The following is a 26,525-nucleotide window of genomic DNA, read 5'->3' as shown; positions in this document are numbered from 1 at the left end:
AATCCATGACCAAAGCGCAAGCTCTTCACAAACTGATGATTGTGATAGGCCTTCTTTTCATTTTGCTTATTTCAATGCAGTCTCATGCAACTCCTGTGCATCACAAAATGCAAGTGGAAATTTATCCGGGACTCAAAATGCTCAAAGCCCAAGATACTTTGACGTTTCCCAAAGAATCCCCGCGCAAGCTGAGCTTTCTTCTGCACAAAGACCTCACTATTTCCGTAACAAGCAATGATGATACTTTGGTTCTTATTCATCCGGGGACACAGAGTGAGCCTTATGCGGAATACGGTCTGCAACTAGGAACCCAAGACAACAAAGTTTCTTTGAGTTATTCGGGCGTCATTTACGACGCCGTGATTGACGATAACAGCAATGGTTTGATCGCTCCAGAAGGAGCAACTCTTTTTGGCAGTACCTACTGGTATCCGTTTTTCTTAGACACACAGAAAAGTTTCGACGTGACCGTGCAAACTCCGGCGGATTGGCGTTCCCTTATTCAAGGGCAGATCGCAAATACGCAAGTGGCAAACGATCTTCGCACCTCTCGTTTTGTCGAAATTTATCCTCAAGAAGAGATCTATCTTGTCGCGGGTCCTTTCTTTAACTACGAACTCGACACTCCTTCTGGAAAGAAAGTTCAAGTTTTGCTACGCAGGCCCGATCCTTCCTTGGCTCAGACTTTTCTGACTTTGGTTCCTGAGTACATGAATCACTACAGCGACGTGATTTCTCCCTACCCTTATTCGGCCTTCACAGTGGTAGAAAACTTTTGGGAGACCGGCTATGGAATGCCGAGCTTTACTTTGCTAGGGCCCACTGTCATCCGTTTGCCTTTCATTCTAAATTCGTCACTGCCTCATGAAGTTTTGCATAACTGGTGGGGAAATAGCGTTTATGTCGATTATGAAAAAGGCAATTGGAGCGAAGGCCTCACGACATACATGGCCGATTACTGGCAACAGGAAAAAGCCGGCAACGACCGTGGCTATCGCATGAACACGCTCATCAACTACGGCGACTTTGTGACGGCAAATCCGGGGAAGGACTTTCCTCTTCGTCAATTCAAGGGACGCCACAATTCTAGTTCTCAAGCGGTGGGCTATGGTAAATCCATGATGCTCTTCCACATGCTCGAATTCCGCTTCGGCAAAGATCTTTTCAAAAAAGCTCTTCAAGATTTTTATACTGAAAATCTTTTTCAGCGTGTTTCTTTCGCGGAAGTGCAAAAAAGCTTTGAGAAAATCACGAATCAAAATCTTCAGGATTTCTTCACGCAATGGTTGGACAGCCAAGGGGCTCCGCATATTGAGCTGAACGACGTCAAGGTGATGCGTTGGTTGGATGGCGCTTACAGCACCACTTACCTGCTTTCACAAACACAACAAGGAGCTTACGATCTTCATGTTCCTGTGATTTGGAAACTGGAATCTGGAGAAGAGATTCGTCAATTGGCGCGCTTGAACGATAAGTCTGGTGTTTTCTCTCTGGTCAGTCGCTCAAAACCAGTCAAAATTTCTGTCGATCCTGACTATCATGTTTTCCGCGATCTTTATCTTGAAGAACGTCCTGCGACTTTGTCGTCTGTTTTAGGCAGTCCGCAAGTAAATTTCTATTACGACAAAACCTCCGCTGATGCCGAAAAATTCGCACAGGCTTGGGCCAAAGCCATTGACGGCAAAAGTTCCTTTCATCCCATCACAGATTCATTGCAGACCTCCACTGATGGCGCTTTGGTGTTTGTTGGCGACAAAGAACAATTTGCCACGTTCATGAAAACTCAGTTGCAAGATCAAAAGTTCAGTCTTGCTGACGGAAAAATGACGGTGGATGGTCAGGAGTTTTTGCTAGAGAGCACAAGCACTGTTTTGGTCACACGTCTTAAAAGCAACGCTCAACAAACGGTCGTCTGGGTTCGCTGGAGTAAAGACAACAATCCTATTGAATGGGCCGGTCGCCTCACACACTATGGCAGTTTTGGAATTCTTATTTTTCAAGGACGTCCCGCCGTGCTTAAGAGCACTTGGCCGGTTCTCCAGTCGCCTCTGCAAAGATCGCTGTAATATCGCAAGAGCCATCTACTGATGGCTCTTCGTTTGCTACCCTATTCTTAGATGAGAAAAGGGGGCGCCATGCTACGCAAATATCAATCTGGAAAAATAGGTTGGATCCTCTTGTGGTTGCTCGGCATTCCCATTCCCATTTTATTAGTCCTATACGTCCTCAGAGGATGCACTTGAGCTGGTGACCCCACCCCGACTCGAACGGGGATCAAACGTTTAGGAAACGTACGCTCTATCCTGTTGAGCTATGGGGTCGACATTCAGCAATATATCTGAATTTTTCCAGACAAGGCAAGAATTGGGACTCTGCTCTTTGGGAATTACTGGCAGCGAGAGACCTTCAAAACGGCAGCTTGGGTTGTTTGGTCAATAATAAGTTCAATGAGGCACTTCTTATTCAAATCGCGAGCATTCGAGCGCCCCTTTTCACAGGCTTCAAGAGATCCGAATAAAAAGGTTTTTCCATCAAGATCACTCAGACGGCTGTCGACGATCATCACTTGCGGAGACTCGGCACTGCAAAACACCGTCGCAAAAGCGTTGCCATCTTGACCGTAAAAACGATCGACCTTGGGGGTAATTTGTCTGGTTGAAAAAACTTGAAAAGATCTTTGCGAAGCGTGTCCACTCGGGGAGGCAAAAAGTCCCGAAAGCACAATAACTGAGGTCAACAAACGCATAAGATCTCCTTCAATAAAGCCTGTACTTAGATTCTAAACGAATACCCAAAGCCGTCAACTTTTGGCTTTGAGGGGGTGTCCCCACCTCCATGTTAGCTTGGCGAGCCGTTCTGTGTTTCCAGATCTCTTTCAGAACGATAATTTATACTGAAAGATGTCAAATCAAACATTTGCTTTCCCTTGTTGAAGGAATGTTCCTTACACTTAAGTTATGGACCTATATAAACGTGCGTTCAAAATAAATCCTAAGAGTTCCCTGATTGATTGGCTTAACGACTATCACAAGAGTAAGAATCCTGACTCATCCGAAAAGACCCCTTGGACTCTTCAAAGTGCGAACGCCGAGCCCTTTGTTTTTCTTATCGACTATGAGTTGGATTTAGAAATTGAAGAAACTCTGCAAGACAAAGAAGTTCAGATCATTCTTAAAATGGCCTACGACACATATCTTGAAAGTTACTATGCTACGGAGGACATTTTTCCTCCTTTTTCCCTTGAGCAGTTTAAAAAGTGGTTTGATCTGGAAGTTTTTGGCGGCGTTTTCGATCTCAGCTAACATCGCGTGCGTTAACAAATCGAAATGAAGCAAAGATAACTGGTTTTCCTAAAGGCCTCCCTTTAAGACCTCTCTTTTGGAGGTCTTCTAATGAAAATCATTTCTGCACTTTTAATCTCTTGTTTCGCACTTCCCTCTTTCGCGGCGCCCCTAAAGGAATGTCAGGGAATCACCAAAACTCACATCATCAGCCTTGAACAAGTGGGACCTGATATTCTGGTGACTCTTGAAGACGAACACCTGCACAAATACCAACCCATCACGGACCCTAAAGAAGGAAAGCTTGAAATTGCAGGCAAAGAGAAGTCCATCATGGTAGCGAGCAATAAAGACATCGACTCATTCTTAAAAATGCGCCGTCTTTCGCGAGAACTCATGGTCGCCTTGATGCTCGGCCGCCCCGAATTTGTGGGCGAAGAAGATATGATATGGGTTCACGCGGACGACTTGATCCGCGCGTTGGTTTGCAAATAGCTTAGAACGTCATAGAAAGATCAATGTGCGTGCGATCGTAATCCTTAGGGATCAGATCAATGGCGTTTTCATTTTTAAACACCGTGTACTGCACTTGAACTTTTTTAGTGATTTTATAAGCGACACTCCAAACAGATCCTCGGGTGGAGGTCACTCCTCCGCCAAAATCTGAATCGGTGAAGACGCCCAGCACGGCGTCTTTTTGAATTTCTTGCTGAGCCCAAGAAAAGCTCCAAGCTTTATATCCGGCAAGAAGTCCGTAGGAATAAGCCTTGTTCGGAGTTTCAGCGTCCTTGTTTTTTAGAGTCTCATAGAAAGCCGTCAGATCTACAGAGCCGACTTTCTTTTTTACTTCGACGAACATTTCTTCGATATCAAAATTCGTTGGATAGTTGCCGTTGATATCCAGAGTATTTCCATTTCCAGTAGCACCCGACGTGATATTGGCTGGAGGATTGTCTTTAAGATCTGTGTACGAGAATGAACCTACACCAAAAAGCACCGTCCACTCGTTCGCTTTCCACTGCGCACCCGCTTGAACAGCGTTGAGGAAATTATCCGTCTGCTCTTCACCAAACTGAGAATCGTAATTTTCGCGAATCCAGAACATGCCCCCTTGAGCAAAGAAACTCCACTCATCACTCAAAGGTTGATTGTATTTAAGACCCAATCCTTCCAAAGAAATATCACGATCCAAGATCAGCTGATTCTTCCCTACAAAAGTGAAGGGCTGAGGCATTTTCCCGCCATAGATATTGAGCATGGAAACCGGCTTATAGTCGAAATAAACTTGATCCAAACCAAAGTTACGACGAGGCATCCCTGGCGCTTTTTCATCACCCAAAGTTTGATTTCCGCTATTGGCAGAACTTCCCGTCATCAAACGCAAAGTTACTTTCAGATCTTCATGCACTTGACTAGAAACACCAAAGCGCGCCTGAATCCGCTGAATGCTTCGTTGTTGTTTTGGAGATTGCGTCTCCATTTGTTGACGGTAGCGGAAATCACCAAAGAACTGGAAAGGCTCGTCTTTCGGTGTTTCTTTTTTGGGAGTCACCGCTGCGACTGGCGCCACAACGGCCGGTGCCGGTGTTGCGTCGGGCATTGCCATTTCTGATGCCGGTTTTGTTTCGGGAGTTTGCGCAGAAACAGAGAAAGCTCCTAACATGAATACAAAGAAAAGACTGAACTTCATAATAAAACTCCTACAGATAAAAATGCGCAATTAACCAAACCACATTCTGATATTCATCCAACTGCGATGAATCTTTGGTTTTTTTGTATGTGGCAAAGATGTCAAAGTTCGGGAATGGGAAGTATTGAACGCCCACACCATAAGATTCCAAATGAGGATCGGTTTTTTCCGTATCCGCATTGTAGTATTCTTGAGTTAAGAAAACTTGCACGCCTTGCGTGTACTCGTAACTAAATTTGAGGAAATCAACAAAACCTGTTTTCCCGCTGGGATAATAAATTTTATCCGCCTGAAACAAAGTTGAAAATTCCGGCGTCCATCCAATCAGTGCAAAAACACCTTCAAATGCTTTGTCTTGGTCGCCTCCAGCTTGAGAAAGACGGCTGCGATAGATGTTCACACCTGCGCGCGCCGACTTTCCGAAAACTTTAGAAACCTGCAGAACGTAACCTTCTTCGTCATCATACTGATCAAAGCGGGCACGCTTGCTAAGACCTGTGGCAACCACTTGATAATTTTCGTTGCTCCACGCAAGTTCCGCGGCGACTCTTTCTTGGCCGGGATTAAAATCCAAATAGCGTCGAGTCACATAAGTGTGTTCTGCGATATTAAGACCGTAAACGGGATAAAATCTTCCGGCGCGAAGAGAACCCACTTCCGCTCCTCCCCGCCAGTTTTCAGAATACTGAGCCCAGGCCCGAGGCATGTAGATAAAATCTCTCCACTCGGCATCGGATTTAGAAGGTTCATAGCGGCCCACAGACGCATACGCGATGACCTTTTCGCTGATTTTAAATAGCGTGTCGATATCCACTTGCATGATCATAAAGCGGCCCTTGGAAGCCACGGAACTTTCACTCATCGTCTGCAAAAGACGAACGTTGGCACCGACTCGCAACCACTCGGGAGTTTCAATTTCCCAATAATTTTTTTCTGCATTGGGAGCTTTAAAAATAGAATCGTTGCGAGAGAAAAGTTCTTTTCCCAATTCACGACCGTATTGGGAAAGCATATCGCCACCTTGATGAGTGGTATGGCAGGCCATGCAGTTCACATAGCCATGACGAATCATTTCAGGATAAGCAAAAGACTTATTAGCAAATAATAACAGAACTAGGACAAAAAAACTTTTCACTCAGGCATTCCTTGCGAAATCCACTTCATCAGAGCTTGTTTTTCCGCGTCTGTTAAAGCGCCATAGGGTTCCAGCGGCATCGTTTGTTTAACGATGGCAGAATCAAAAATACTTCCGATGTTTTTTCTAACGACTTCCAAAGATTCAAAATCCAAACCCGCATCAGGATTTGCCCCACGATGACAATCCAGGCAGCTTGACTTCAAAACTTGATTTTTGATCACTGGCCAATTGATCGGACCTTGAATCGCTCGCACAGTCCCGCGTCCCGTGTTGCGCTCAGGCCCCCCGGCCTCAATCCATGCTTTGAGCAACCCGTATTGAGCCTCACCCAAACCGCCTGAAGGCATATCTTTCTTTTCGATAGAGCGATAGTAAATGCGATTTAAATTGGCGCGCACTTGCTGATAGGTCTCAAGACTCAAACCGCCTTGATTTCCCCCTGCCGTGGAATGACAACGTAAGCACTGAGGGCCGATGACACTCATATTCAGACTTTGATAGTCTAAACTGGCAGCCACCATGGTTTCGCTTTTCCCAGGACCACCCATCATCGCATTTTCTTTTTTTACGTGATTGTAGTTGCAGGCCGCAAGTCCCAGGGAGCTTACTAGAACTGCCACAAGAAGATTCAGTTTCATTGAAGCTTCTCCACCGTAGAGGCCGCATTGACTTCAACCTGGTCAGCCACCGTGATACCCGCAAAAGAAGGAATCACAATGCCATAGTCAGAAAGTTTTAGCTGGAAGTTTGCCGTCATTTTTACGCCGTCGGCTGAAGACTTCACAACAAATTCACCGTTCACGGGCTTTTTAACCCCGTGAAGGTCCAAAGTTCCCGTGAAAGGAAGTTTGGTGTCAGTTTCTTTTGCCAAAGCACTCTTCGGCACTGTCAGATCATTGACTGATAAGATCGCATTTTCGAATTTTCCAACCTCAAGATATTTATCTTTCATATGACGATCGCGCAAAGCGATGCCCGTATCCGTGTTTTTCAAGTTCACGCGAAGCTCCCCCGAAACTACGAAATTTTCTCCTTTTTCTTGAGCCGCCAATTGACCTTCCGGACCTTCCCCTTTTCCATCGATACGGATCGCACTCGGGTTACCGATAGCCAAAAACTGTGTCGTGCCACGCTCTTTAGTTAATTTGAAAGAAGGAGCTGCAAAAACCTGAGTGCTAACTAAAAGAGAAATAAAAAGAACGGACTTCATAGCGACTGCTCCTTCTTAGGATAAAGAACTTCACATTGATCATTGCTTGGACGAACCACGCCTTGAGACATGTCTTTCAGATAATAGAAAATCGCGTATCCAATATTAAAAGCCGCGCGATCAAGCCATGCTTCTACTTTTTCCGGATACAAAGGCTTGTTGGTATTTGGATTGAAAGCCAAATCCGGGTGCCCTTGATGTAAATTGTTAACGAAGCAAACTTTGTTAAAGATCTCGTGATCCATAAAGACTGGTGAAGACGTTTTTGCTGTCGAGATCTGATTCAAACACTTTTCACGCATTTGATTCAGCATTTGACCACCGTGCTTACCCACAAAGCTTGAAAGCTCTGGCGGGAATTGCACGCGAGTGCCTTCCATCGCCATCCAGAATAAATACTGAGGCGCAAAGTTTTGCCCGTTGCTATCAAAGACTTTTAAGTTCTCACCTTTTTTACCAAACATGCCGTTTCTAAGATCGGCCACGCGAACGCTCCCGCCCGACCACTGCATAATCCCACGGGCTAAAGACGAATTGCCGTCCGCATTAGGCCCGTGACACTTCATACAAGAAGTTCGGAAATACCAAGATCCCGGTGTTGAATAATAAACTTCGCCAAAAGGACGTTTGGGCTGCGTCCCTTTCATCATCCAAGGTCTTTGCTCTTCCTTCGATAAATCTTTTTTCGGAAAGCTGCAAATGTCTTTCTTGCTCCAGTAACCCACTGGAATTTCTTGTGTGATAGCCTTTTCAAGCTCCGGAGTTAAAGAAAGACTGCGGAATTTTTCTGGCATTCCTGAGGCTGGATCATTCCAATCTGATCTGCGCGGAACAAAGACGTCACTTGTTGAAACGGTGAAATCTTGATCGATCCACTTAAAGTCATTTTCTTTTTTGCAAGTCGGCTCCCAAATATTCGCCGCGTATTCACTCTCGAAGCTGCGCACCCATTTACCCATGATGCGCAAGATGCCGCAGTCAGGTCCGCCCGGAGTGTTCATCGGCATTTGACTTGTTAAACCCAATTGCTGGGACGAATCCGCTACTTTTCTCCAGATATGGCTTTGATCCAAATCCCCGTTTTGATGCACGATCAAACGCGAAGGAATCTGAGTTGAACGTGTTTTAGTGTTGAATGAAAATACAGCACCCGCTGTCAGATTTAAATTCACCGCATTTTCTTTAGTAAATGCCAAACCAAGAGGATTGTGACAGTGAGCGCAGTTTCCAACCATGTATCCGGCAGCTCTTAACTCGTGCAAATTGCGCGCAGCACTCGTTCCCATTTTTTCAAGGATCGGCCACTCGCGCTCCATCGGAGCATTTTCAATAAATCCGTATTCTTTTAAACGTTCTACTTGCGTAAGATCCGAAGGCAGAATCGGCTCTTCACGCCCCGCCTCTCCTAAAGAGCGACGATGTAGTTGCAAAGGCGAAAATCCGATCACAAAGTTTTGACCTTGCGAACCCATGTGGCAGTCAATACAGCGCTGACTCCCCGGAATCGCGTAGTTACGTACCTTTTTTGAAATCTCATCCACAGTCACCGTAAAAACAGTGTCTTTAAAAGGAGTTCCATCACGATACGGAGTTTCCACCAACGTTGCTGTTTGTTCGGAATCGTCCCATTTGTAAGTTCCAAACAAACTGTTCTGCCAAGGCTTGCGCACAACGATGATGCGGGTCTCGATCCGTTTGTAACGAGTTTTACCGTTGGCCATTTTAATTTTTTTATAGAAGAACTTATAAAGGCGCGTGTTCTTTGGCATATCAAAGAAGTTCTCTTGACCTTCAATGTACTTGGCCTTTTGACGAACAAGTTTTAAACCTTCCAATTTCATCGGAAGATGAATCCAACGCCCCTTGCCGTTATTATCCGCCCACAAAGGATATTCCACAGTGTAAGCCACTGTTCCTTTTTTAGCGAGTTCATAGGCATCTAAAGAAAATAAATCCGTGTCCGCCAAATTTTGCGGCAGCTTTTCCATGCTCGCAAATTCGCGGTCTTTAAAATAATCAAAGCCGATAATTTCTGAAGTCGGCGTGCAGTTTCCACTTTGACTGCCTCTGAAGCGAGGTTTACGTGGAGGTTCAGGCGGAGCATTGGGATCTAGAGAGAAACTGCCTTCAGGTTTTCCTGCGGCAACCCAAGCTTGAATCTTTTTACCCAGAGTGATGAAAGCTTCTGGATTTTTTTGACGACGATCCGTCGGAGGCATTCTTTTTTCAGGATCAGAGTGGAAGATGTATTCAGTGACTTTGTCAGCGATTTCAATGAAGCCCGGATAAAATTGCGTTTTCCCTGCAATCGTTCTGATTTCGCCGCGATAAGAGTCAATATACGAAAAGCCCCCGCTTTGTGCGGGAGCTTGATGGCAACTCATACATGCTGAGTTGATACCGTCTCGAAGATCTCCGAAGCTCACCAGGCCCGTGCCTCGTCCGCCGTCAAATTCGATTTCGTCATAGCTATATGTCTTATCGATATTCGGGCATTGCATTGCTCTTAAAGGGTCTTGCTCCCCGGGAGTGTATTTTCCTCCGCAGGAAGCAAGCATGAACAACGATATGAGGATGAGCGTGAGTTGCTTCACCGGACACCTTTATTAATCAAGAGTTACGAAATCGTGGTCTTGAACGATAGGATCAAGGAATGAACGATCCAAAAGTTGTTCAAGAAGTTGTGCTTCAACTTGGTTTGGAGTGCGAGCACCTGAAGCTTCGTAGATGTACAATTTACGAGACAATGGGTATGTTTCGTTGCGGATAGTTCCCGCAGTTGGCAACACATAAGCAGTTCCTGCTTTAGAGATTGCAACTTCGCGGTTGTTTTCGTTTTTCCCGCTCAAACCAGCGTAACCGATAGCATCAGCATCAGTAGCTGTTTTTTCAGCGATATCAGCAGTTTCGTGAACAACAGTCACGCAAGCACCGAATTTTTTAACGCCAACCAAAGATTTGAAAGTGTCTGTAGTTCCAGACAAATCATCACGACGGAAAGCATTGATAGCACCTGATTTTCCAGAACCTGGAACTTGTGCCCAAGAAGTGATTTCGCAAGAGAAGATGCGAGCCAAAGTGTTCAAATCCAAACCTGGAGTTCCGTTAGAACCGTTAACGAAAACGGCAACGCCATCCAAAGCAATCACGTGTTCAAGAACTGTAACGCCAGCAGCTTGGGCAATTGCGATAGCTTCAGGTTTCATTGGGCGTGACATTGGAGCGATACCGATTTCACCGTTAGCCAAAGCTTTTTCGCCAACGCCTGAACCGCCGCCTACGTAACCGATAGATTGATCAAGACCAGCCGCGATAATAGCGTCTGTCATTACACCACCAAGAGTGTCAGAACCAGAGAACAAATGTTTAGATTGAGCAAATGATGCTGAAGAAATCAGCAATGCCACCGCCAAAACGGAATATTTCATGGAACTCTCCTTTTTTTCTGAGCCATTTCAGATGGCGCGGAATTTCGCAGGTTCCAGAAGGAATATCACGTTGTGATTCAGCTAAGCTTATGTCAGGACCATGTTGGGATTTTGTTAGGATGGGCCGCGCAGGACGCACGAAAAATAAAAAGGGAGCGCAAAAGCTCCCTCTTAGACATATATATGTCAGGTATTTCTTAGTTTGTATCGAGCATTTTCACAACTTCTTCAATATGCTCTGTCTCTAAGCGGATCATACCGCGGATCATTTCATCCAAAGCCACGTCGTCTTCGCAGTGCTTAAGAACTTCTTTGTACTTCGTGAGAGCCGCCTGTTCAAAATCCAAGCTCTCCTTCAAGATATCCAAAACTTTGTGAGTTTTAGTTTCAGGGACTGGGCTGACTTTCAAAGAAGGATGCCCGCCCAAAGCTGTGATCTTTTCCCCGATCAAAGAGGCGTGTTGATAACCTTCGTTGGCTTGCTCATGGAACCATTTTACAATTGGAATACGGTTAGGGCCTTTGATCATCAAGGCATAGTGAAGATAACGAACCACACCTGAAATTTCCATTTCGATGATATCATTGAGTAATGTAATAACTTTTTTATTTTCTTTCGTAGACATAAAGGCCTCCAAACAGCTCTAAGCAAAACATCTGAAGTCGGGACTCTCAAGCTGAAAATGCCCCAACCTCTACTTAAGTCAGAATCTTCTGTAAATACCGTGTCGCAAACAAATGAGCATCTCCGGGCCAACGTGCCGAAAGATAATTGCGATCTTCTACAACATATCCGCGATCCAGGTCTTCAGCGCTGTCGCGAAAAAGAGCCGGCGGCCCTTGCCGAAAATCACGACGCTCTTTGAGATTGCTTCTCACCTCATCTTCCACCGTCTGCGGATACGTTCGATAATAGTCCTTCAACCACAAACACGTCAGCCCCCACGCCAAAAGCTCTTGCGACTTCAAAAGAGACGTCGTCACCCGCCCCCACAAAACACTTTTACCTTCTTTGCTAAGACTGCGAGACACCAGAACTACTCCGTGGCAAATGGCACCGACTAGCTTACCAGCTTCAAAAAACTCGGCCACCACGCTCTGTAATTTTTTAGACTCTAAATATTCCTTCATGCCCGGAGCATGCCCACCCGGCAAAAGAATGCCGTCGTAATCTTCACTATGAATACTTGCCCAAGAAATGGGGTTTACGAACTCCGCACTGGCCATCATACATTGATAAGCGGCCTTGCCATTTTTATCTGCCACCAATGCAAATGCCAAAGGTCCCAAACCACGCCCCGTGATCATGCGTGAATCACAGGAAGCCGCTCGTCCATCGGGAGTGGCAAAGACAACTTGAACTCCTGCTTTCGTTAGAATTCTCCACGGCACCGCCGCTTCGGTCGGGTCAAAGTCAGTACCGGGAAGAGGGATTAAGACTTTTTTGGAACTCATGTATTTAGCATACCGAAACTCGGCAAAAAGAAAAGGGAGCTAACGCTCCCTTTCACAAGATATAATCTTTTACTTTAAATCTTACTCGTCATCCAACTCGTCATCACCGACAACGCCCAAGTTGTATTTTTCGATGCGATAACGCATAGATCGGAAAGAAATATGAAGAAGCTTGGCAGCTCTCTTCTTCACGCCACCGGCGGCATGAATGGCTTTAATCAACAATTCTTTCTCGATTTGTCCCATCACCTTATCAAGATCGACACCGTCATCACCGATTTCGATTTCATTAGATGACGCCATCTTGCGACCTGAAGACGTATTCACCATTGGTGGCAAAGATTCTGGCAAGATTGTAGCGCCACCTTCAAGAGCCACTGTGCGCTCGATCAAGTTTTCAAGCTCACGCACGTTACCTGGGTAATCGTACTTTTTAAGAATTTCCATGGCATCCGCGCTGATCGCGCCGATGTTTTTACCCAAACGCTCGTTGTACTTCTTGAGGAAGTGATTGGCGAGCAATGGAATATCGTCACGACGATCACGAAGACCTGGAGTTTTAATATTGATAACATTCAAACGATAGAACAAATCTTGACGGAAACCGCCTTTTTGCACCATCTCTTCAAGATTTCTATTGGTCGCCGCGATGATACGCACATCGACCTTATTGTCATCCGTAGCACCCACGCGACGAATCACGCGCTCTTGAATCGCACGAAGCAATTTAACTTGGATTGTCAGCGGCAATTCACCGACCTCATCCAGGAACAATGTTCCGCCGTCAGCCACTTCAAAGAGACCGGCTTTATCAGCAACAGCTCCCGTAAATGACCCTTTTTTGTGACCGAACATTTCTGATTCCATCAAGTTCTCAGGGATGGCACCGCAGTTCACTGTTACAAACGGACGATCTTTCAAAGGACCGTTGTAGTGAATCGCTTTTGCCACAACCTCTTTACCCGTTCCTGACTCCCCTGTGATCAAAACATTTGTTGGCGTTTGAGAAACTCTTTTCACCATATCGTAGATAGAGTGCATCGCAGGAGAATTTCCCACCATGTTTTGGAAAGAGTATTCTTTAACGAGTTCTTTCTTAAGAGATCTATTTTCAACTTCGAGATTGCGTGAACGAAGCGCATTTTGAATGTTCAAACGAACTTCGTCGATTTTGAACGGCTTCGTCAAGTAATCGTAAGCACCCATCTTCATGGCTTCTACCGCAGTTTCCGTTGTACCGAAAGCTGTGATCAGCATGAACACCGTGTCTGGGTAAGATTCTTTTACGTGCTTTAAAAGTTCAATCCCTGTCACATGAGGCATTTGCAAATCGGAAATGATCATGTCGAAAGTTTTTTTAGTAAGAAGGTCTTTCGCTTTTTGACCATCCTCGGCCAAAGTGACTTCATACCCTTCTTTCTTGAGCATGATCTCTAAAAACTCGCGAATTGATTCTTCGTCATCGACAACAAGAATTCTCGACTTCATTTATACGCTCCCACGTCCTGTGTATTAAACACTATTCTCTCAGTTTGCTCTTGGAAAAGTCAAAATAAACTCAGTACCTACGCCCACTTCACTCTCAACAAAGACCCGTGCTCCATGCCCTTCCAAAATCTTATGAGTCACAGCTAGACCAAGGCCTGTGCCTTTGGGCTTCGTCGTGTGGAAAGGTTCAAACATTTTCTTCTTCGTTGCCTCACTCATCCCCGAACCTGCATCGCGAATACGCACTTGCACTTCTTTGTCCGTCACAAGAGCTTTGACCGCGATGGATGGATTCTTGGATTCGTTCATCGCTTGGTAAGAGTTAATAATGATATTTAAAAAAGCTTGTTTCAATTTATCGCGACGACCGAGGATTTTTAAGCCTTCGGCATACTCTCGCACCTGCTGCACATCTTCGCGCACTTGTTTGTTAAGGCGCATGGAATCCAGAATCTCATTAAAGAGTGAAGACAAATCCACCGGATCTGTCGGAGGCGTTTCGGGACGCGCATAATCCAAAAACTCTGTGATCAAATTATTCAGACGATCAATCTCGCGCAAAACAATCTTCATCAATTTCTTATCGTCATCATTGGTGACGGTCTGCGTGAGCATTTCAATACTGCCGCTGATTCCGGCCAAAGGATTGCGAATTTCATGGGCGATCCCCGCAGCCAATCCGCCCACCGCTGCCAATTTTTCATTTTGGCGCGCATTGTATTCTAGCTGACGAATTTTTGTCAGGTCATCAAAAAGGGCAATCGATAAGTGCGCCTGCAATTCTGGGCTGTAAATCTTTGAAACCGTCATTCCCAGAATTTTGGCGCCGTTGTCTTTTTTATCAGCGTACTTTACGTCCCCTTTGAAAAGACCTTCAGACTTTTGCACTTCCGGAAAAAGAGAAAACCAGTTTATTTTTGTAAAATCAGAAAAACCTAAAATATCCACCGCCGAAGAGTTGGCTTTTACAACCTCTCCGGCCTCGGTGAATGAAACCATTCCTGTCGGAATATTTTCGATAAGAACTTCATTGAGTTCCTGCGCAGAACGAAGACTGAGCCCCGTTTTCTTAAGTTCGCTACCGACACTTTGCAGTTGCTCACTGAGATATCCGGCAAGACCCGCCACGGAAAAAAAGGCGATGTTATTTAGTGCCAATAAGAAAAAGAAATTCAGAGCTTTCATTTCTGGCGAAAACAAGGCCGCCACAGAAAAGAAAATACTCGTGAATAATGCAAGAGTCACCGCACCGACACCTCGGCACGCAATTCCCGCAAGCAAGATATTCACCAGATGCAAGAACAAGAACAGGGACTGATTGATTCCCGAGTAATAAATCAAAAGAGAAATAAACAGGGAATCAAAGATAAATCCTAAGAATAATAAAACCGGGCGTTTTAAAAGCTCATCCCAAAAGGAGAACCACAAAAGATGCAAAGCAAAAGCTACGGAGAGAATTCCATAAAAAGGCCCCAAGATAGACCAATTGATGAAACCTTCTTGCACGACACTTGAAATCACACTGATCAATAAGATCAACGCAAAAAGGCTGACGCGTGCAAACTCCACCATCAGCCCTTGATTTTTATTGTTCTGCAACGCCAAACTCAGACGCATCTATTGAACCACATCCGCCATATTGAAGATCGGAAGATACATCGCCACAACAAGAACCGCGATAATACCACCCAAAACAACCATCAAAAGAGGCTCTAGCAAAGACGTCATGGCTTTCACTGCTGTCTCAACTTCATCTTCATAGAAGTCAGCAATTTTACCAAGCATCACGTCTAATGTACCTGACTGCTCCCCGATGGAGATCATTTGTACAACCATGTCCGGGAACGCTTTTTCTTTACCCAAGGGAGCTGCGAAAGTACGACCTTGAGTCACGGATTCTTTACAGCGAAGCAAAGACTGTTCGATGACGATATTACCTGCTGTCTTGGCAGAAATCTCAATGGCCTCGATCAGACCAACACCCGAACCCAAAAGAGTTGAAAGCGTCCTGGTCAAACGAGCAATGGCTGATTTTTGAATCACTTCACCAAACACAGGTGCTTTCATCAAAAAGCGATCAAAAGTATCTTTACCGCTGTCCGTTTTAATCCATTGCGCGAAGGCAAAAGGACCCACAACAAGAACAACAAGATACACATACCAATTGTGAATCATCGAGTTACTGAGATTCACAACCATCTGAGTCAACATCGGCGGCTCTTTACCAGAGGAAGCAAAGAACTCCATAAATTTAGGAATGATGAAAACCAAGATACCGGCGATAACGATCATCGCCACCACGATAATCACCATCGGGTAAACCAAGGCGCCCTTCACTTGGGCTTTTAGTTTTTCAGATTTCTCCATGTAACTTGCAAGACGTTGCAAGATACCATCGAGGATACCGGCTTCTTCCCCGGCTTGAATCATATTCACGTACAATTTATCAAAAACATTTGGAACTTGCGCCATGGAGTCGGCCAAACGACGACCGCCTTCAATGGACGTTTTTACTTGAGCCGAAGCTTCTTTTAAAAGTCCCGGGCGCAAACCTTCTGAAAGGATTTTCAAAGAATCCACCACCGGAATACCAGCGTTGATCAATGTCGCAAATTGACGAGTGAAGATTTGTAGATCTTTTCCCTTTACACGAGCTGCAAAGATACTTGCATTCTTTCCTGCCGAAGCACGAGCCGCACCAAATTGCACTACACGCACTGGCAGGAGTTGCTGCGCTCTAAGACGAATGATGGCTTCTTGTTGAGAAGCGGCTTCGATCTCTCCCTGAACCATCTGGCCCGTGGAGTTTTTGGCTTGATACTGGAATTTAGCCATCTTAGATACCTACCTTCTTAAGAAGTTGATCAAGGTTGTCGGGATCTCTAGAAACTTCAAATGCTGTTTTTAAATCCACGCGACGACGAATCAAATGTTGCAATAAAGACTGATTCAAAGTCAGAAGACCTGAATTCTCTGGAGAGTTCGTCATGAGATTCTCCAAACTTTTCACATCTTCATCTTCAATCAGCGATCTCACTTGTGGCTTCATCAATAAAACCTCGTGAGCAAATATTTTTTCACCAGAAAGACCAGCCACAGGGTATTGCCCTGAAGCGAGGCTTAACACTTCAGCCAAACGAGGGGCTCCGTGTTCTCCGTACTTATCACCTAAAACAGAAAGACAGCGACGAAGAGCGTTCGTCACCGAAGGCGCTTTCATTGAATAGATAACAAATGTTCCGCGTTCCGCCAGAGCCAAGGCTTCCTCAAAAGAACCCTCATCGCCATAACCATCAAAAACGACCATATCAACGCCGGAGAGAAGACTTTCTTTTTCTTCCGCACGAGAAAATTCGCCATTGTGATAAAGGTAGCAGGCTTTCTCTTCGCGCACTTGCGGGAAAGCTTTGCGTGAAAACACCACGCCAACAAAAGATTTTTCTTCACTTAATTTTTGGAGAATACGGTGGAGCGCCCACACTTGTCCGGCTTCACCAGGGCCTGACAATAAAACCAAACCCTTCATGCGAAGGCAGGTTTCCAACAAAGACGGTGGAAGTGAAATCTCTTGGCGCCCGCCATCCAGATCCATATCCAAAACCGCTTTCATCGTCGTGTCTTGTTGAAAAAACGAAAATCCAATTCTGACACTTTCAAAAGAAGCTTCACCTTGCACAACTCCAGTTGTATCAAGAACCGCTTTCTGCTGATTATTGAGCAAACTTTGCTGCAACAGATTCCACTCCGTCACTAAAGCCGGAGACGATCTTAGACTCGTCCATCCCGAGGGAAGACGTACGCGGGGTTCACTTCCCACGACAAATAAAAATTCTTCCGCTTTTTTCGCTTTTGCTTGCAAAAGAAGTTCCGTCAAACTCATTATGTGTCCTTCACTGATGCATTGAGTACTTCTTCAATAGTTGTCATACCACGTTTTAATTTTAACAAAGCACTTCGGCGCAAGGTTCTCATCCCTTGTTCGCGGGCAAGATAACGAAGCTGTCCCGTCGAAGCGCCCTTTAAGATCGCCTCTTTCATTTTCTCCGTCATGTGCATAAGTTCGAAGATCGCCGTACGTCCCTTGATTCCTGTGTTATTGCAGTTCGCACAACCTTTTCCATGGAAAAGCTTGTATTCATGAATATCATTTTGTGCCACACCAAGATTGATTAGCGTCTGTGCCGGCACTTCCATCGGCGTTTTGCAAGAGTCACAAATTTTACCGACAAGACGTTGTGCCACGATCAAGTTCACAGTAGACGTGATAATATACGGAGCCACACCCATTTCCGTCAGACGAATCACCGTGCTTGGAGCATCGTTCGTGTGCAGAGTACTTACGACCAAGTGACCTGTCGACGCGGCTTTAAAAGCAATTTCTGCTGTTTCAAAGTCACGAATCTCCCCCACCAATACGATATCAGGGTCCTGACGAAGGAAAGACTTCAATGCACTTGAAAATGTCAGATCAATATCGGCGTTCATCTGCACCTGATTGATCCCTTCCAAGTTGAACTCGACAGGATCTTCCGCTGTGGAGATATTCACATCTGGTTGGTTAAGTTCTGCAAGTGCTGAATAAATCGTATTCGTCTTACCAGAACCCGTAGGTCCCGTGATCAAGACCATGCCCTGTGGGAGATTGATTTGAGATTTAAAGAGTTTTAAATCGTCCTCTTCAAATCCAAGTTTCGTCATATCTAATTGCAAATTGGATTTATCCAAAAGACGTAAGACGACTTTCTCGCCCCACAGAGTTGGCAGAACGCTCACGCGGAAATCCATCTCTTTTCCTTTGGAAGTACGAACTTTCAAACGACCATCTTGAGGACGACGTTTTTCAGCGATATCTAGCTTCGACATAATCTTAATACGCGAAGCAATCGCGGCACCCGTTCCTGAAGGCGGAGCTGTCGCCTCCACCAAGTTACCGTCGATACGGAAACGCACGCGGTATTTTTTTTCGTAAGGTTCAAAGTGAATATCGGAAACTTTTTTACGAATGGCATCACCTAAAATCGAGTTCACGAACTTTACAATCGGAGCGTCGTCGGCAAAACCGTCTTGGTCAATGATCTCTGCCGTGGGACTGTTGATGCTGAACTCTTCGTCCAACCCGTCGGCATTCATATTGTTTAAGTTTTTTGTACTGATGCTGCCGCCATAGTATTTTTCAATACCTGAAACGATGGCACTCTCGGTACCGACCACCGCTTGAATGCGGCATCGAGTGATAAAACGCAAATCTTCTTTGACTATAATATTAGAGGGGTCCGCGAACGCGACCACCAAAGTGGTTCCGGCTTTTTGCAAAGGGATCAACGTGTTTTTTTCGCAAACATCTTTAGGGATCAAAGAAATCACGCTTTGATCAATTTCAAAAGTGTTCACTTCAACACCGGGAACTGCGAAATGTTTTTCAAGAGCGCGAAGGATTTGGTTTTCCTTAAGAAAACCCAATTGAATGATGGCACCCGTCAGTTTTTGTCCCGTCTTTTTTTGTTCTTCAACAGCCAAAGCAAACTGATCAGGTTTCAACAAACCTTGCTTAACTAAGATTTCACCAATTTTGAGCGAAGACATTGTGGCTCCCCTAGACTCACTTTACTCTAGGGTGCCATTTTTTGTAACTAGGCCTTAGAATAGTTTTGTTAAGAAGAACTCTGCTTCAAAAACTGCATCCAAGTTTCGCGGATGTCTTGAGGGGAAAGCTCACTTCCCACTTCGAGACGATCCAACCACAGACGAGTCAAAATCGCCGCGACAAGAACAGGAGGAAGCACTCGAAGTTCTGCCTTCTCCGCTTCTTCGAGAAGAAGATTTTGCGCCGGCAAAATGTTTAAATCTAAGGCATACCCAGCGCGCTTCATGAAATTGAAATACGAAAGATCCGTTAATAAAGACTTCTGCTTGGAAAGATCCACCGTATTGACCACAACGCCCGCACTCACCGCCTGCAATGTGAGATCGTCCGGAAGCAAAACATGAAAGCGAATGCCCAATTGCGATCGAGCTAAAATTTCTTTTTGTGACTGCAAACGGCCAGCATCGCCGACAAGATAAATATCGCCAACGCCCATCTCAGCCAAAACCGAAGATACAATGCGCGCTTCATCACCGTCACCAACAACAAATGCCGGAGCACGAATGTCCAAATCCCGAGCTTCACCGACAAAAACCAAACGCAAAGCCTCGTGCAAAAGCAAGCGCGGATACCAAGTTCCATTTTCCTTAAAAAAAGAATCCAGACATTCAATGCTGCGCACTTGCGTCGGCAAAACTGTCAGTTGAGGCAAAATTTTAGAGGACAATGACGGAGCCACCTTCACTGCCGCCGCACTCTGAATCACATCCCGGGAAAATTCCGGATGCACTTCAAACTCCCATCCCCAGCCTTTTTGCTCGGAAAGGAATTTGAGATATTTCACAAAATGTCCCATCCCAGTGGGATTCAACTCAACTATTTTGAGGGTGCTCACGGAAATACCTGCGTGTTTCGTCCATGTCTTTTTGGATTTGCGCTTTTAATTCATCAATTCCCGAAAATTTCATTTCATCGCGAATAAAGTGCAACAAGTACACTTCTACTTCCAGACCATAAAGATGCGCATCGAAATCAAAAAGATGCGTTTCAATTTTTATGGGCCCTTTGCCATTCTCTTGGAAAGTGGGATTCACGCCAATGTTCGTTACGGAGGGATGCAGATGTCCGCCGATTTTTGTGAGAGTGCAGTACACTCCCTTGCGCGGAATGAATTCCACATCTGGATGAATATTGGCTGTCGGAACTCCAATAGTGCGACCTCTTTGAAAACCTTTTTCCACGTGACCGCGCATGTAGTATGTGCGGCCCAAAAGTTCGTGAGCTTTTTCAACCTCACCGTTTTTAAGAGCTTCACGAATGCGAGTCGAAGAAACCACCGCGCCCTGATATTGGAACGGCGGGATGATGATCAAACGAATGCCTTTTTCAGCACAGTATTTTTCCAGGAACGGAATATTCCCCGCGCGGTCCGCACCGAAAGAAAAGTCATGCCCCACCACCAGAGTTTTCGGATGCAAACGAGAAACGATGTAGCGATCCAAAAAATCTTGCGGAGAAACTTGCGAAAACTCTTTCGTAAACTCTTCGATAATCACGTACTCAATGCCACGCTCTTGAAACTGCTCCTGCTGATCCTTCAGATCAAAAAGCCTGTAAGTGGCTCTCTCAGGATGAAGAACTTTCACTGGATGAGGATGAAAAGTGTAAACGACAGAGGGAACCCCATAGTATTGGGCTTCACGAACTACATTCTCTATGAGCTGCTGATGTCCTAAATGAACCCCGTCAAAGTTCCCTATTGTGACTACAGAGGATTCAAGTGGCGCACTCAGCTGCTTGACGCCTTGATAAACATGCATATTTTTCAATATACCCTGTTCCAAGCCCGGCTGTAAGCCCTTTTAATAGTTGAATTTTTTAATAAATTTGCTATGTTGCGACGCGTGCAAAAAGCCTCGTTTGAACACCTCAAAATCCGTCTCGAAGTCCTGCTTCGTTTCTTTTCCCGCCGTCGAGGGTTCTGGCTTCGCTGTATTCTGTGTTGGGCGATCGGTTGCTTGGCTCTTTCCAACGATGAAATCAATGCTTACGACCAAAGATTCCAATTGCGCGGGGACCAAAGAACTTCCCAGCAAATAGTCCTGATCACCATCCGCCAATCTGATTTTTCGGCGATTTATGAATCTCGCACCAATTTCTTGGACAACATGAGCGAGGTCACAGACATCACAGACAGCTTTTTTTGGAACAAAGAAATTTGGTCCGAACTTCTTTTGCGCATCTTGAGACAAAACCCCCGCTCTGTCGGCGTCACTTTGTACTTTGGCGATAACGTGGGAACCGTTCGACTTTCTCCGGAGGACCAAAAACTCTTTTTGGATTCTCGCGTGGTCTGGGCTTCGACAACAAACAGCTTAGAGAGAGTTCTCACTCCGGTCTTTACAAACCGCGATCACACCAATCTTGGAAACAATGAAGTTCGTCGCGACGAAGACGGTGTTGTCCGTCGAGTCTTCCCACAAAGATCTGAGATGCCTCACTTAGTGGAAATGATCACCCACAAAAAATTTCCGACAAAGCAAGCGGGTCTTCCGATCAACTTCCGTGGCTCTAATCGCGTGTTCACTCAATACACCCTGAGTGAAATCATGTATGACGAAGTTCCGGCTAATGCTTTTTCTGACAAGATCGTGATCATTGGTGCGGAAACATCTTCCTCCCCGACTTACATGACACCGATGGGAACTTTGTCACGCACAGAGATCTTGGCCCACGCCACAGACACGGTTTTGGGAGACAAGTGGATCAAAAGACTTCCGTTCTGGTGGTATGCTTCAGGATTTTTCGTCTTGATGCTCATCGCGGTTTTCTTGATCACGACGTATCCACAATCTGTAGCATTGTTCTTTATCATGTGGATGGGAACTCTGCTTGCTGCATTGTCAGCTTGGGTGTTTGACAGTTTCTACTTCTGGTCCCCAGCCTTTTCGCCTTTTGTGCTTTTAGGCGCGTCGTGGATCATCTTCATTGGTTATCAAGCGACCAAGATTGAAAAGAAAAACTTCCGCCTGCAACAAGAGCAACAGTATCTGCAAGAACTTGAGCAACTGAAGAACAATTTCGTGAGTTTGATCTCTCACGATTTAAAAACCCCGATTGCAAAAATTCAAGCTATCGTGGACCGCCTCATGACGCAGCATCAGGATTCTGAGCTGAATCAAGATTTGCGCTCTTTAAGACTGTATGGAGATGAACTGAATCGCTACATCCAATCCATTCTTAAAGTTCTTCGCGTAGAGTCCCGGGATTTTAAGATCAATACGGACGTTGGCGACATCAACGAAGTGATCGAAGAAGCCTTGCACTCTTTGCGTCCCTTGGCCCGCGAAAAGAACATTGCAATCCATACGGTCCTTGAACCCATGTTCTCTTTAGAGTTTGATACAACCTTAATCAAAGAGGTTGTGATCAATCTGATTGAGAACGCCATTAAGTACACTCCTTCTGGCGGACGCATTGAGGTGATCTCTCACGAGTCAGATGATCTTGTGCACGTGATCGTTAAAGATACCGGGGAAGGTATTAAACCTGAAGACATGGAAAAAGTCTGGGGTAAGTTCACTCGCGGAAGTGATCAGGATCTAAGAACCAAAGGAACGGGACTGGGACTTTATCTCGTAAAATATTTTATCGAACTTCATGGCGGAAAAGTAAAAATGGAAAGTACAGTGGGACACGGAACCACAGTTTCTTTCACTCTGCCTCTTGATACAGAATTTGAATCGGAAAGCGAAACTGAGGTGCTAGCATGATGAATAAACTCCACACGCTGATTGTAGATGACGAAGCTGAACTCCGCCGTTCAGTGATTTCTATTCTTAAATCCACAATGCCAGAAATTGATTTTACAATCGACGAAGCTTCCACGGGAAAAGAAGCCTTAGAGAAAGTAAAACAACAACAATGGGATCTGGTTTTGATGGACGTCAAAATGCCAGAGATGAATGGCCTTGAAGCTTTGACAGCGATCAAGGAACACGACCCTCGCACTTTTGTGGTATTGATGACTGCGCACTCCAACTTGCACGACGCCGTTCTTGCGATCAAAGAAGGCGCTTACGACTACGTTGAAAAACCAGTCAATCCACAACTCTTGGCCGAAATCGTTCGCAAGAGTTTGGAAGCTCGCGACCTTGTATCGAGCCTCGCTCTTTCCAATCCGGTTTTTGATGACGACATCGAAAGTGAATTTGTCGGTGGCTCTTCAAAAATGAAAGAAGTCTTTAATCTTATCTACCGCCTGTGCAAAGTCGACACGACAGTTCTTGTGCGTGGTGAAAACGGAACTGGTAAAGAGCTTGTTGCTCGCGCCATTCACTTCAACTCCCCTCGCAAATCAGGAAGTTTTGTTGCCATCAACTGTGGCGCTATTCCAGAAAGTCTGATGGAGAGCGAACTTTTCGGTCACGAAAAAGGCGCCTTCACTGGCGCCGTTGAAAGAAAAATCGGCAAGTTCCAAATGGCCAACAACGGAACTTTGTTCCTGGATGAAATTGGTGAGCTTCGTCCCGACATGCAGGTAAAGCTCTTGCGCGTCCTGCAAGAACGCAAGTTCACTCCGGTGGGTGGAACACGTGAAGTTAAAACAACGACACGTATTATCGCAGCAACAAATCGCAACTTGGAAAAAATGATGGAAGAAGGAACTTTCCGTGAAGACCTTTTCTATCGTTTGAATGTGATGCCGATCTTCTTGCCACCTTTGCGTGAGCGTTATGATGACATTGAACCTTTGACTCAAAACTTTATTAAGAAGTTTTCAAAACAACACGGCCGCATTATCAATGGCGTAACCTCAGAGGCTTTGGATCTTTTAAAGTCTTATCGTTGGCCAGGAAATATCCGTGAACTTGAAAACGTAATTGAACGCGCTTTCATCGTGGAAAACACCTACTCTATCACAGTAGATTCTTTACCAGAGTCTATTAAGCTTGCTCCAAAAGACAATGGCGATAAGACAGCGAATGTCGGCTACTCAGGTCCTTTGGATTTTGATGCCTTCAAAGAAGAGATGGAAAAAGAGTTTATCGTCAGCGCTTTGAAAGCCAATAACGGACGTATCAACCAAACTGTGGCGCAAGCCAATATTCCTAAGAACACTTTGCTTCGTAAGATTCGTAAGTACGGAATTAACGTTAAGGACTTTACGAACGAAGAATAAAGCCCGCTGTGCGGAGGACTTCCTCCGCCGAAATGCTTTTCATGCATTCGTGAGTTTTGATGGGACAGACTTTGTGACCGTGTTTTCCGCAAGGTCGACATTTCAGACCTTCGCGCTGAACGACAAAACTTTCAGCCGACCACGGACGATAACCAAATTCTAAAATCGTCGGACCAAACACTGCAACCAATGGCGTTTCGCAAACTGCCGCCAAGTGAGTCGAAGCACTGTCGTTTCCGATTAAGAGTGCGGCTCTAGCGATGAGCTGTGCTGACTCAATAATTTTAGTTTTTCCCGCCAAAGATTGAGAGCCCGGAATTTCCGCCGCGACTTTTTCAGCGAGAGCTTCTTCTCCCGGTCCACCCATCACATAGACATGAAAACCCTTCGCTTGAAGAGCTTTGCCCGTGCGAATGAATCCCTCTTCGGTCCAACGCTTCGTCGCCCACACGCTGCCTGGGAAAAGAAGAACGGCTTTGCCCTCATTAAATCCTTTAAGATCAAAACGCTCTTGAAGAGATTTATAAACATCCTGAAGCTCTAAAACCTGATGACGCAGACTCATTGACGCCCACTTTGGAGGCGCCGCCAATTTTCCATGTGCATCGGGACTATAGGGCTTACCCTCCCTCACATACTGCGCTAAATCGCTGGCAAGATTGGCATCTTCAGGAGCTAAAAGACTTAACTGCCTCATGGCATCGGGCAACTGCTCGTCACGCTGAGTTCTTTTTGAAAAAATCAGAAAATTCCAGGATTTTTGAAAACCGATTTTGTGTTTGGCTTTAATCTGTGTGCAGAAGAAGGCCGTGCGCAAAGACTGATGAGGAGAAATCAGATTGTCGACATCGACATAGCGAAGATGCTCGACGATCTGAGCATAAGTGTCCGACTTCCCTTTTTCGATTTCAAAGACTTGATCGACAAGATGAGTTTTAAGAAAAAAGTCACCCAGACCTTTTCGGCAGACTAAAGCGAGTTTATGTTGCGGCCATAGTTCCCGACACTTTTTCAGAAGCGGGATGGAGAGCAGTAAGTCTCCCAGAAAGGCTGTTTGCACAACAAGATTCAAGGGCATGAACAATTTCCTCTAACGAGACCTGATCGTAGCACATAATGTTTTTTTCACAAGTCCTCTTCCAGCACGGGCTGCAAGGGCTCTTTGTGAGGATCTTAAATCCTCTGTCGTAAAGGTCGATTTCATGAGCACAGGTCGGTCCAAACCACGCGATCACTTGCTTTTTCTGAGAGATTGCCATGTGCATTCCGAGGCTGTCTCCAGTCACAATCACATCGCAGGCCGCAACACTGATCAAACCATCGCGCAATCCCGACTCTGTTTCTGATGAAATAACTGGCAAACCTTGAGCAATCAAAGCATTGCGATCCGTATCCTCGGGGCCCCCCAATAAAACCACTTCTGCTTTTGGAAAATGCTGAAGAATTCTTTCAATCATCAAGCGGTGATAATCCACAGTCAGTTTTTTATAAGGAATAACAGGGCTGCATCCCGTATTTAAACCTATGATGATTTCTTTATTTCGTTCCGTGAGCCATTGCTGACGGCGCAATATGGACTCACGTTCTTCTGCCGCTGTGAGCGGAAGCCAGTAATCGTCGCGACGAAATTCTCCCAACTCCAAAGCTTCAATCATCAACTGAGTTTCAGCCTTTTCGTTTTCGAAGAATTTTTTGTGATTGTTAAGACCTAGCTCCCACAACTCTTGAGCCGCTGCGGTTGCCGGAAGAACCGCGCCATTGCGTGGATCCGCTCGGAAACCAAAGACTTGATCGACCTGAGTTCGTTTTAAAACTCCGATGGCTTTAAGAGACTTATCAATCACCAACGCCACTTCAAATTCAAGAACACCGAGCTGAAGCAAGTCGGCTTCACTTGTCGTGAGCACCCGATCAATTGCCGGATGATTTTTTAAAAGATGATGGGCCGGAGCATCCGTCACCCAAGTGATCATCGAGCTTGGATATTTTCTTTTGATTGCCCTTAGCAAACTGGTACTGCGAACCACGGCCCCCAACGCCCCTAAGTGCACAACTAAAAGAGACATGGT

Annotated in this window: 23 protein-coding genes and 1 tRNA gene; 5 read left to right on the top strand and 19 right to left on the bottom strand. The window is 45.4% G+C overall.

Features of this window, described 5'->3' with window-relative positions:
* The first annotated feature begins 5 nt into the window (after positions 1-5).
* Positions 6-2,066, top strand: a complete 2,061-nt coding sequence (locus tag ACL934_RS07615; RefSeq protein WP_374079511.1) for a M1 family metallopeptidase — start codon at positions 6-8, stop codon at positions 2,064-2,066.
* Positions 2,067-2,245: 179 nt separating this feature from the next.
* Here ACL934_RS07615 and ACL934_RS07610 read toward each other — a convergent pair.
* Both ACL934_RS07610 and ACL934_RS07605 read right to left on the bottom strand, forming a co-directional pair.
* Positions 2,246-2,321 (bottom strand) — tRNA-Arg (locus ACL934_RS07610).
* A 65-nt stretch (positions 2,322-2,386) separates the two neighbouring features.
* Positions 2,387-2,746 carry a hypothetical protein gene (locus tag ACL934_RS07605; RefSeq protein WP_374079509.1) on the bottom strand — a complete coding sequence of 120 codons (360 nt, stop codon included), beginning with the start codon at positions 2,744-2,746 and terminating at the stop codon, positions 2,387-2,389.
* A 211-nt stretch (positions 2,747-2,957) separates the two neighbouring features.
* Between ACL934_RS07605 and ACL934_RS07600 the strand changes: the two genes are divergently transcribed.
* Both ACL934_RS07600 and ACL934_RS07595 read left to right on the top strand, forming a co-directional pair.
* The gene (locus tag ACL934_RS07600; RefSeq protein WP_374079507.1) at positions 2,958-3,302 is read left to right on the top strand and encodes a hypothetical protein; all 345 of its coding nucleotides are present in this window, start codon (positions 2,958-2,960) and stop codon (positions 3,300-3,302) included.
* A gap of 90 nt (positions 3,303-3,392) precedes the next feature.
* Entirely contained in the window at positions 3,393-3,776 is a 384-nt protein-coding gene (locus ACL934_RS07595) for a hypothetical protein (protein WP_374079505.1), read from the top strand.
* Between the two features lies 1 nt (position 3,777).
* Here ACL934_RS07595 and ACL934_RS07590 read toward each other — a convergent pair whose 3' ends face one another.
* From ACL934_RS07590 to ACL934_RS07520, 15 genes are all read right to left on the bottom strand, one after another.
* On the bottom strand, positions 3,778-4,971 hold the full coding sequence (locus ACL934_RS07590; RefSeq protein ID WP_374079504.1) for a putative porin: 1,194 nt from the start codon (positions 4,969-4,971) through the stop codon (positions 3,778-3,780).
* 10 nt (positions 4,972-4,981) lie between these two features.
* Positions 4,982-6,106: a hypothetical protein gene (locus ACL934_RS07585; RefSeq protein ID WP_374079501.1), complete on the bottom strand. Its 1,125-nt coding sequence runs from the start codon at positions 6,104-6,106 to the stop codon at positions 4,982-4,984.
* Complete coding sequence (locus ACL934_RS07580; protein WP_374079499.1) at positions 6,103-6,747, bottom strand: hypothetical protein; 645 nt, start codon at positions 6,745-6,747, stop codon at positions 6,103-6,105. The genes ACL934_RS07585 and ACL934_RS07580 overlap by 4 nt, the downstream gene beginning before the upstream one ends.
* Positions 6,744-7,319: a YceI family protein gene (locus ACL934_RS07575; protein ID WP_374079496.1), complete on the bottom strand. Its 576-nt coding sequence runs from the start codon at positions 7,317-7,319 to the stop codon at positions 6,744-6,746. The genes ACL934_RS07580 and ACL934_RS07575 overlap by 4 nt, the downstream gene beginning before the upstream one ends.
* Positions 7,316-9,913 carry a hypothetical protein gene (locus ACL934_RS07570; protein ID WP_374079494.1) on the bottom strand — a complete coding sequence of 866 codons (2,598 nt, stop codon included), beginning with the start codon at positions 9,911-9,913 and terminating at the stop codon, positions 7,316-7,318. The genes ACL934_RS07575 and ACL934_RS07570 overlap by 4 nt, the downstream gene beginning before the upstream one ends.
* A 12-nt stretch (positions 9,914-9,925) precedes the next feature.
* Positions 9,926-10,747, bottom strand: a complete 822-nt coding sequence (locus tag ACL934_RS07565; RefSeq protein WP_374079491.1) for a PstS family phosphate ABC transporter substrate-binding protein — start codon at positions 10,745-10,747, stop codon at positions 9,926-9,928.
* 197 nt (positions 10,748-10,944) lie between these two features.
* Positions 10,945-11,373 carry a ferritin-like domain-containing protein gene (locus tag ACL934_RS07560; RefSeq protein WP_374079489.1) on the bottom strand — a complete coding sequence of 143 codons (429 nt, stop codon included), beginning with the start codon at positions 11,371-11,373 and terminating at the stop codon, positions 10,945-10,947.
* A 73-nt stretch (positions 11,374-11,446) separates the two neighbouring features.
* Positions 11,447-12,202 carry a type 1 glutamine amidotransferase domain-containing protein gene (locus tag ACL934_RS07555; protein WP_413613277.1) on the bottom strand — a complete coding sequence of 252 codons (756 nt, stop codon included), beginning with the start codon at positions 12,200-12,202 and terminating at the stop codon, positions 11,447-11,449.
* 81 nt (positions 12,203-12,283) lie between these two features.
* Positions 12,284-13,690, bottom strand: a complete 1,407-nt coding sequence (locus tag ACL934_RS07550) for a sigma-54-dependent transcriptional regulator (protein ID WP_374079486.1) — start codon at positions 13,688-13,690, stop codon at positions 12,284-12,286.
* Positions 13,691-13,729: 39 nt separating this feature from the next.
* Positions 13,730-15,307, bottom strand: coding sequence for a two-component system sensor histidine kinase NtrB (locus ACL934_RS07545; protein WP_374079483.1), 1,578 nt, complete (start codon positions 15,305-15,307; stop codon positions 13,730-13,732).
* On the bottom strand, positions 15,308-16,525 hold the full coding sequence (locus tag ACL934_RS07540) for a type II secretion system F family protein (RefSeq protein ID WP_374079480.1): 1,218 nt from the start codon (positions 16,523-16,525) through the stop codon (positions 15,308-15,310).
* A gap of 1 nt (position 16,526) precedes the next feature.
* Complete coding sequence (locus ACL934_RS07535; RefSeq protein WP_374079478.1) at positions 16,527-17,570, bottom strand: twitching motility protein PilT; 1,044 nt, start codon at positions 17,568-17,570, stop codon at positions 16,527-16,529.
* A complete protein-coding gene (pilB, locus tag ACL934_RS07530; protein WP_413613276.1) occupies positions 17,570-19,273 on the bottom strand; it encodes a type IV-A pilus assembly ATPase PilB in 1,704 nt (567 codons plus the stop codon). The genes ACL934_RS07535 and pilB overlap by 1 nt, the downstream gene beginning before the upstream one ends.
* 68 nt (positions 19,274-19,341) lie before the next feature.
* Positions 19,342-20,118 (bottom strand): hypothetical protein, encoded by a 777-nt coding sequence (locus ACL934_RS07525; RefSeq protein ID WP_413613275.1) that lies wholly within the window; start codon positions 20,116-20,118, stop codon positions 19,342-19,344.
* Between the two features lie 28 nt (positions 20,119-20,146).
* Positions 20,147-21,094, bottom strand: a complete 948-nt coding sequence (locus ACL934_RS07520) for a bifunctional riboflavin kinase/FAD synthetase (RefSeq protein WP_374080452.1) — start codon at positions 21,092-21,094, stop codon at positions 20,147-20,149.
* A gap of 72 nt (positions 21,095-21,166) precedes the next feature.
* Here ACL934_RS07520 and ACL934_RS07515 point away from each other — a divergent pair, with 72 nt between their 5' ends.
* Together ACL934_RS07515 and ACL934_RS07510 are read left to right on the top strand one after the other, a co-directional pair.
* Positions 21,167-23,047 (top strand): CHASE2 domain-containing protein, encoded by a 1,881-nt coding sequence (locus ACL934_RS07515; RefSeq protein WP_374079473.1) that lies wholly within the window; start codon positions 21,167-21,169, stop codon positions 23,045-23,047.
* Positions 23,044-24,456 carry a sigma-54-dependent transcriptional regulator gene (locus ACL934_RS07510; protein ID WP_374079471.1) on the top strand — a complete coding sequence of 471 codons (1,413 nt, stop codon included), beginning with the start codon at positions 23,044-23,046 and terminating at the stop codon, positions 24,454-24,456. The genes ACL934_RS07515 and ACL934_RS07510 overlap by 4 nt, the downstream gene beginning before the upstream one ends.
* Here ACL934_RS07510 and ACL934_RS07505 read toward each other — a convergent pair.
* Positions 24,440-25,534, bottom strand: a complete 1,095-nt coding sequence (locus ACL934_RS07505; RefSeq protein WP_374079469.1) for a glycosyltransferase family 9 protein — start codon at positions 25,532-25,534, stop codon at positions 24,440-24,442. The genes ACL934_RS07510 and ACL934_RS07505 overlap by 17 nt on opposite strands.
* The gene (locus ACL934_RS07500; protein WP_374079466.1) at positions 25,437-26,522 is read right to left on the bottom strand and encodes a glycosyltransferase family 9 protein; all 1,086 of its coding nucleotides are present in this window, start codon (positions 26,520-26,522) and stop codon (positions 25,437-25,439) included. Before ACL934_RS07500 ends, ACL934_RS07505 begins: the two co-directional genes overlap by 98 nt.
* Positions 26,523-26,525 lie beyond the last annotated feature (3 nt).

It is taken from the genome of Bdellovibrio sp. HCB-110 (genome assembly GCF_047323225.1).
Classification (GTDB): Bacteria; Bdellovibrionota; Bdellovibrionia; order Bdellovibrionales; family Bdellovibrionaceae; genus Bdellovibrio.
This window is presented reverse-complemented; position numbering and strand designations above follow the sequence as displayed.

Coding starts and splice junctions, on each gene's coding strand:
- ACL934_RS07595 (WP_374079505.1), top strand. CDS start 3,393: ATGAAAATCATTTCTGCACTTTTAATCTCTTGTTTCGCACTTCCCTCT.
- ACL934_RS07575 (WP_374079496.1), bottom strand. CDS start 7,319: ATGAAGTCCGTTCTTTTTATTTCTCTTTTAGTTAGCACTCAGGTTTTT.
- ACL934_RS07535 (WP_374079478.1), bottom strand. CDS start 17,570: ATGAGTTTGACGGAACTTCTTTTGCAAGCAAAAGCGAAAAAAGCGGAA.
- ACL934_RS07520 (WP_374080452.1), bottom strand. CDS start 21,094: ATGCATGTTTATCAAGGCGTCAAGCAGCTGAGTGCGCCACTTGAATCC.
- ACL934_RS07545 (WP_374079483.1), bottom strand. CDS start 15,307: ATGCGTCTGAGTTTGGCGTTGCAGAACAATAAAAATCAAGGGCTGATG.
- ACL934_RS07580 (WP_374079499.1), bottom strand. CDS start 6,747: ATGAAACTGAATCTTCTTGTGGCAGTTCTAGTAAGCTCCCTGGGACTT.
- ACL934_RS07500 (WP_374079466.1), bottom strand. CDS start 26,522: ATGTCTCTTTTAGTTGTGCACTTAGGGGCGTTGGGGGCCGTGGTTCGC.
- ACL934_RS07600 (WP_374079507.1), top strand. CDS start 2,958: ATGGACCTATATAAACGTGCGTTCAAAATAAATCCTAAGAGTTCCCTG.
- ACL934_RS07540 (WP_374079480.1), bottom strand. CDS start 16,525: ATGGCTAAATTCCAGTATCAAGCCAAAAACTCCACGGGCCAGATGGTT.
- ACL934_RS07565 (WP_374079491.1), bottom strand. CDS start 10,747: ATGAAATATTCCGTTTTGGCGGTGGCATTGCTGATTTCTTCAGCATCA.
- ACL934_RS07560 (WP_374079489.1), bottom strand. CDS start 11,373: ATGTCTACGAAAGAAAATAAAAAAGTTATTACATTACTCAATGATATC.
- ACL934_RS07605 (WP_374079509.1), bottom strand. CDS start 2,746: ATGCGTTTGTTGACCTCAGTTATTGTGCTTTCGGGACTTTTTGCCTCC.
- ACL934_RS07590 (WP_374079504.1), bottom strand. CDS start 4,971: ATGAAGTTCAGTCTTTTCTTTGTATTCATGTTAGGAGCTTTCTCTGTT.
- ACL934_RS07550 (WP_374079486.1), bottom strand. CDS start 13,690: ATGAAGTCGAGAATTCTTGTTGTCGATGACGAAGAATCAATTCGCGAG.
- ACL934_RS07615 (WP_374079511.1), top strand. CDS start 6: ATGACCAAAGCGCAAGCTCTTCACAAACTGATGATTGTGATAGGCCTT.
- ACL934_RS07515 (WP_374079473.1), top strand. CDS start 21,167: ATGTTGCGACGCGTGCAAAAAGCCTCGTTTGAACACCTCAAAATCCGT.
- pilB (WP_413613276.1), bottom strand. CDS start 19,273: ATGTCTTCGCTCAAAATTGGTGAAATCTTAGTTAAGCAAGGTTTGTTG.
- ACL934_RS07555 (WP_413613277.1), bottom strand. CDS start 12,202: ATGAGTTCCAAAAAAGTCTTAATCCCTCTTCCCGGTACTGACTTTGAC.
- ACL934_RS07505 (WP_374079469.1), bottom strand. CDS start 25,534: ATGCCCTTGAATCTTGTTGTGCAAACAGCCTTTCTGGGAGACTTACTG.
- ACL934_RS07510 (WP_374079471.1), top strand. CDS start 23,044: ATGATGAATAAACTCCACACGCTGATTGTAGATGACGAAGCTGAACTC.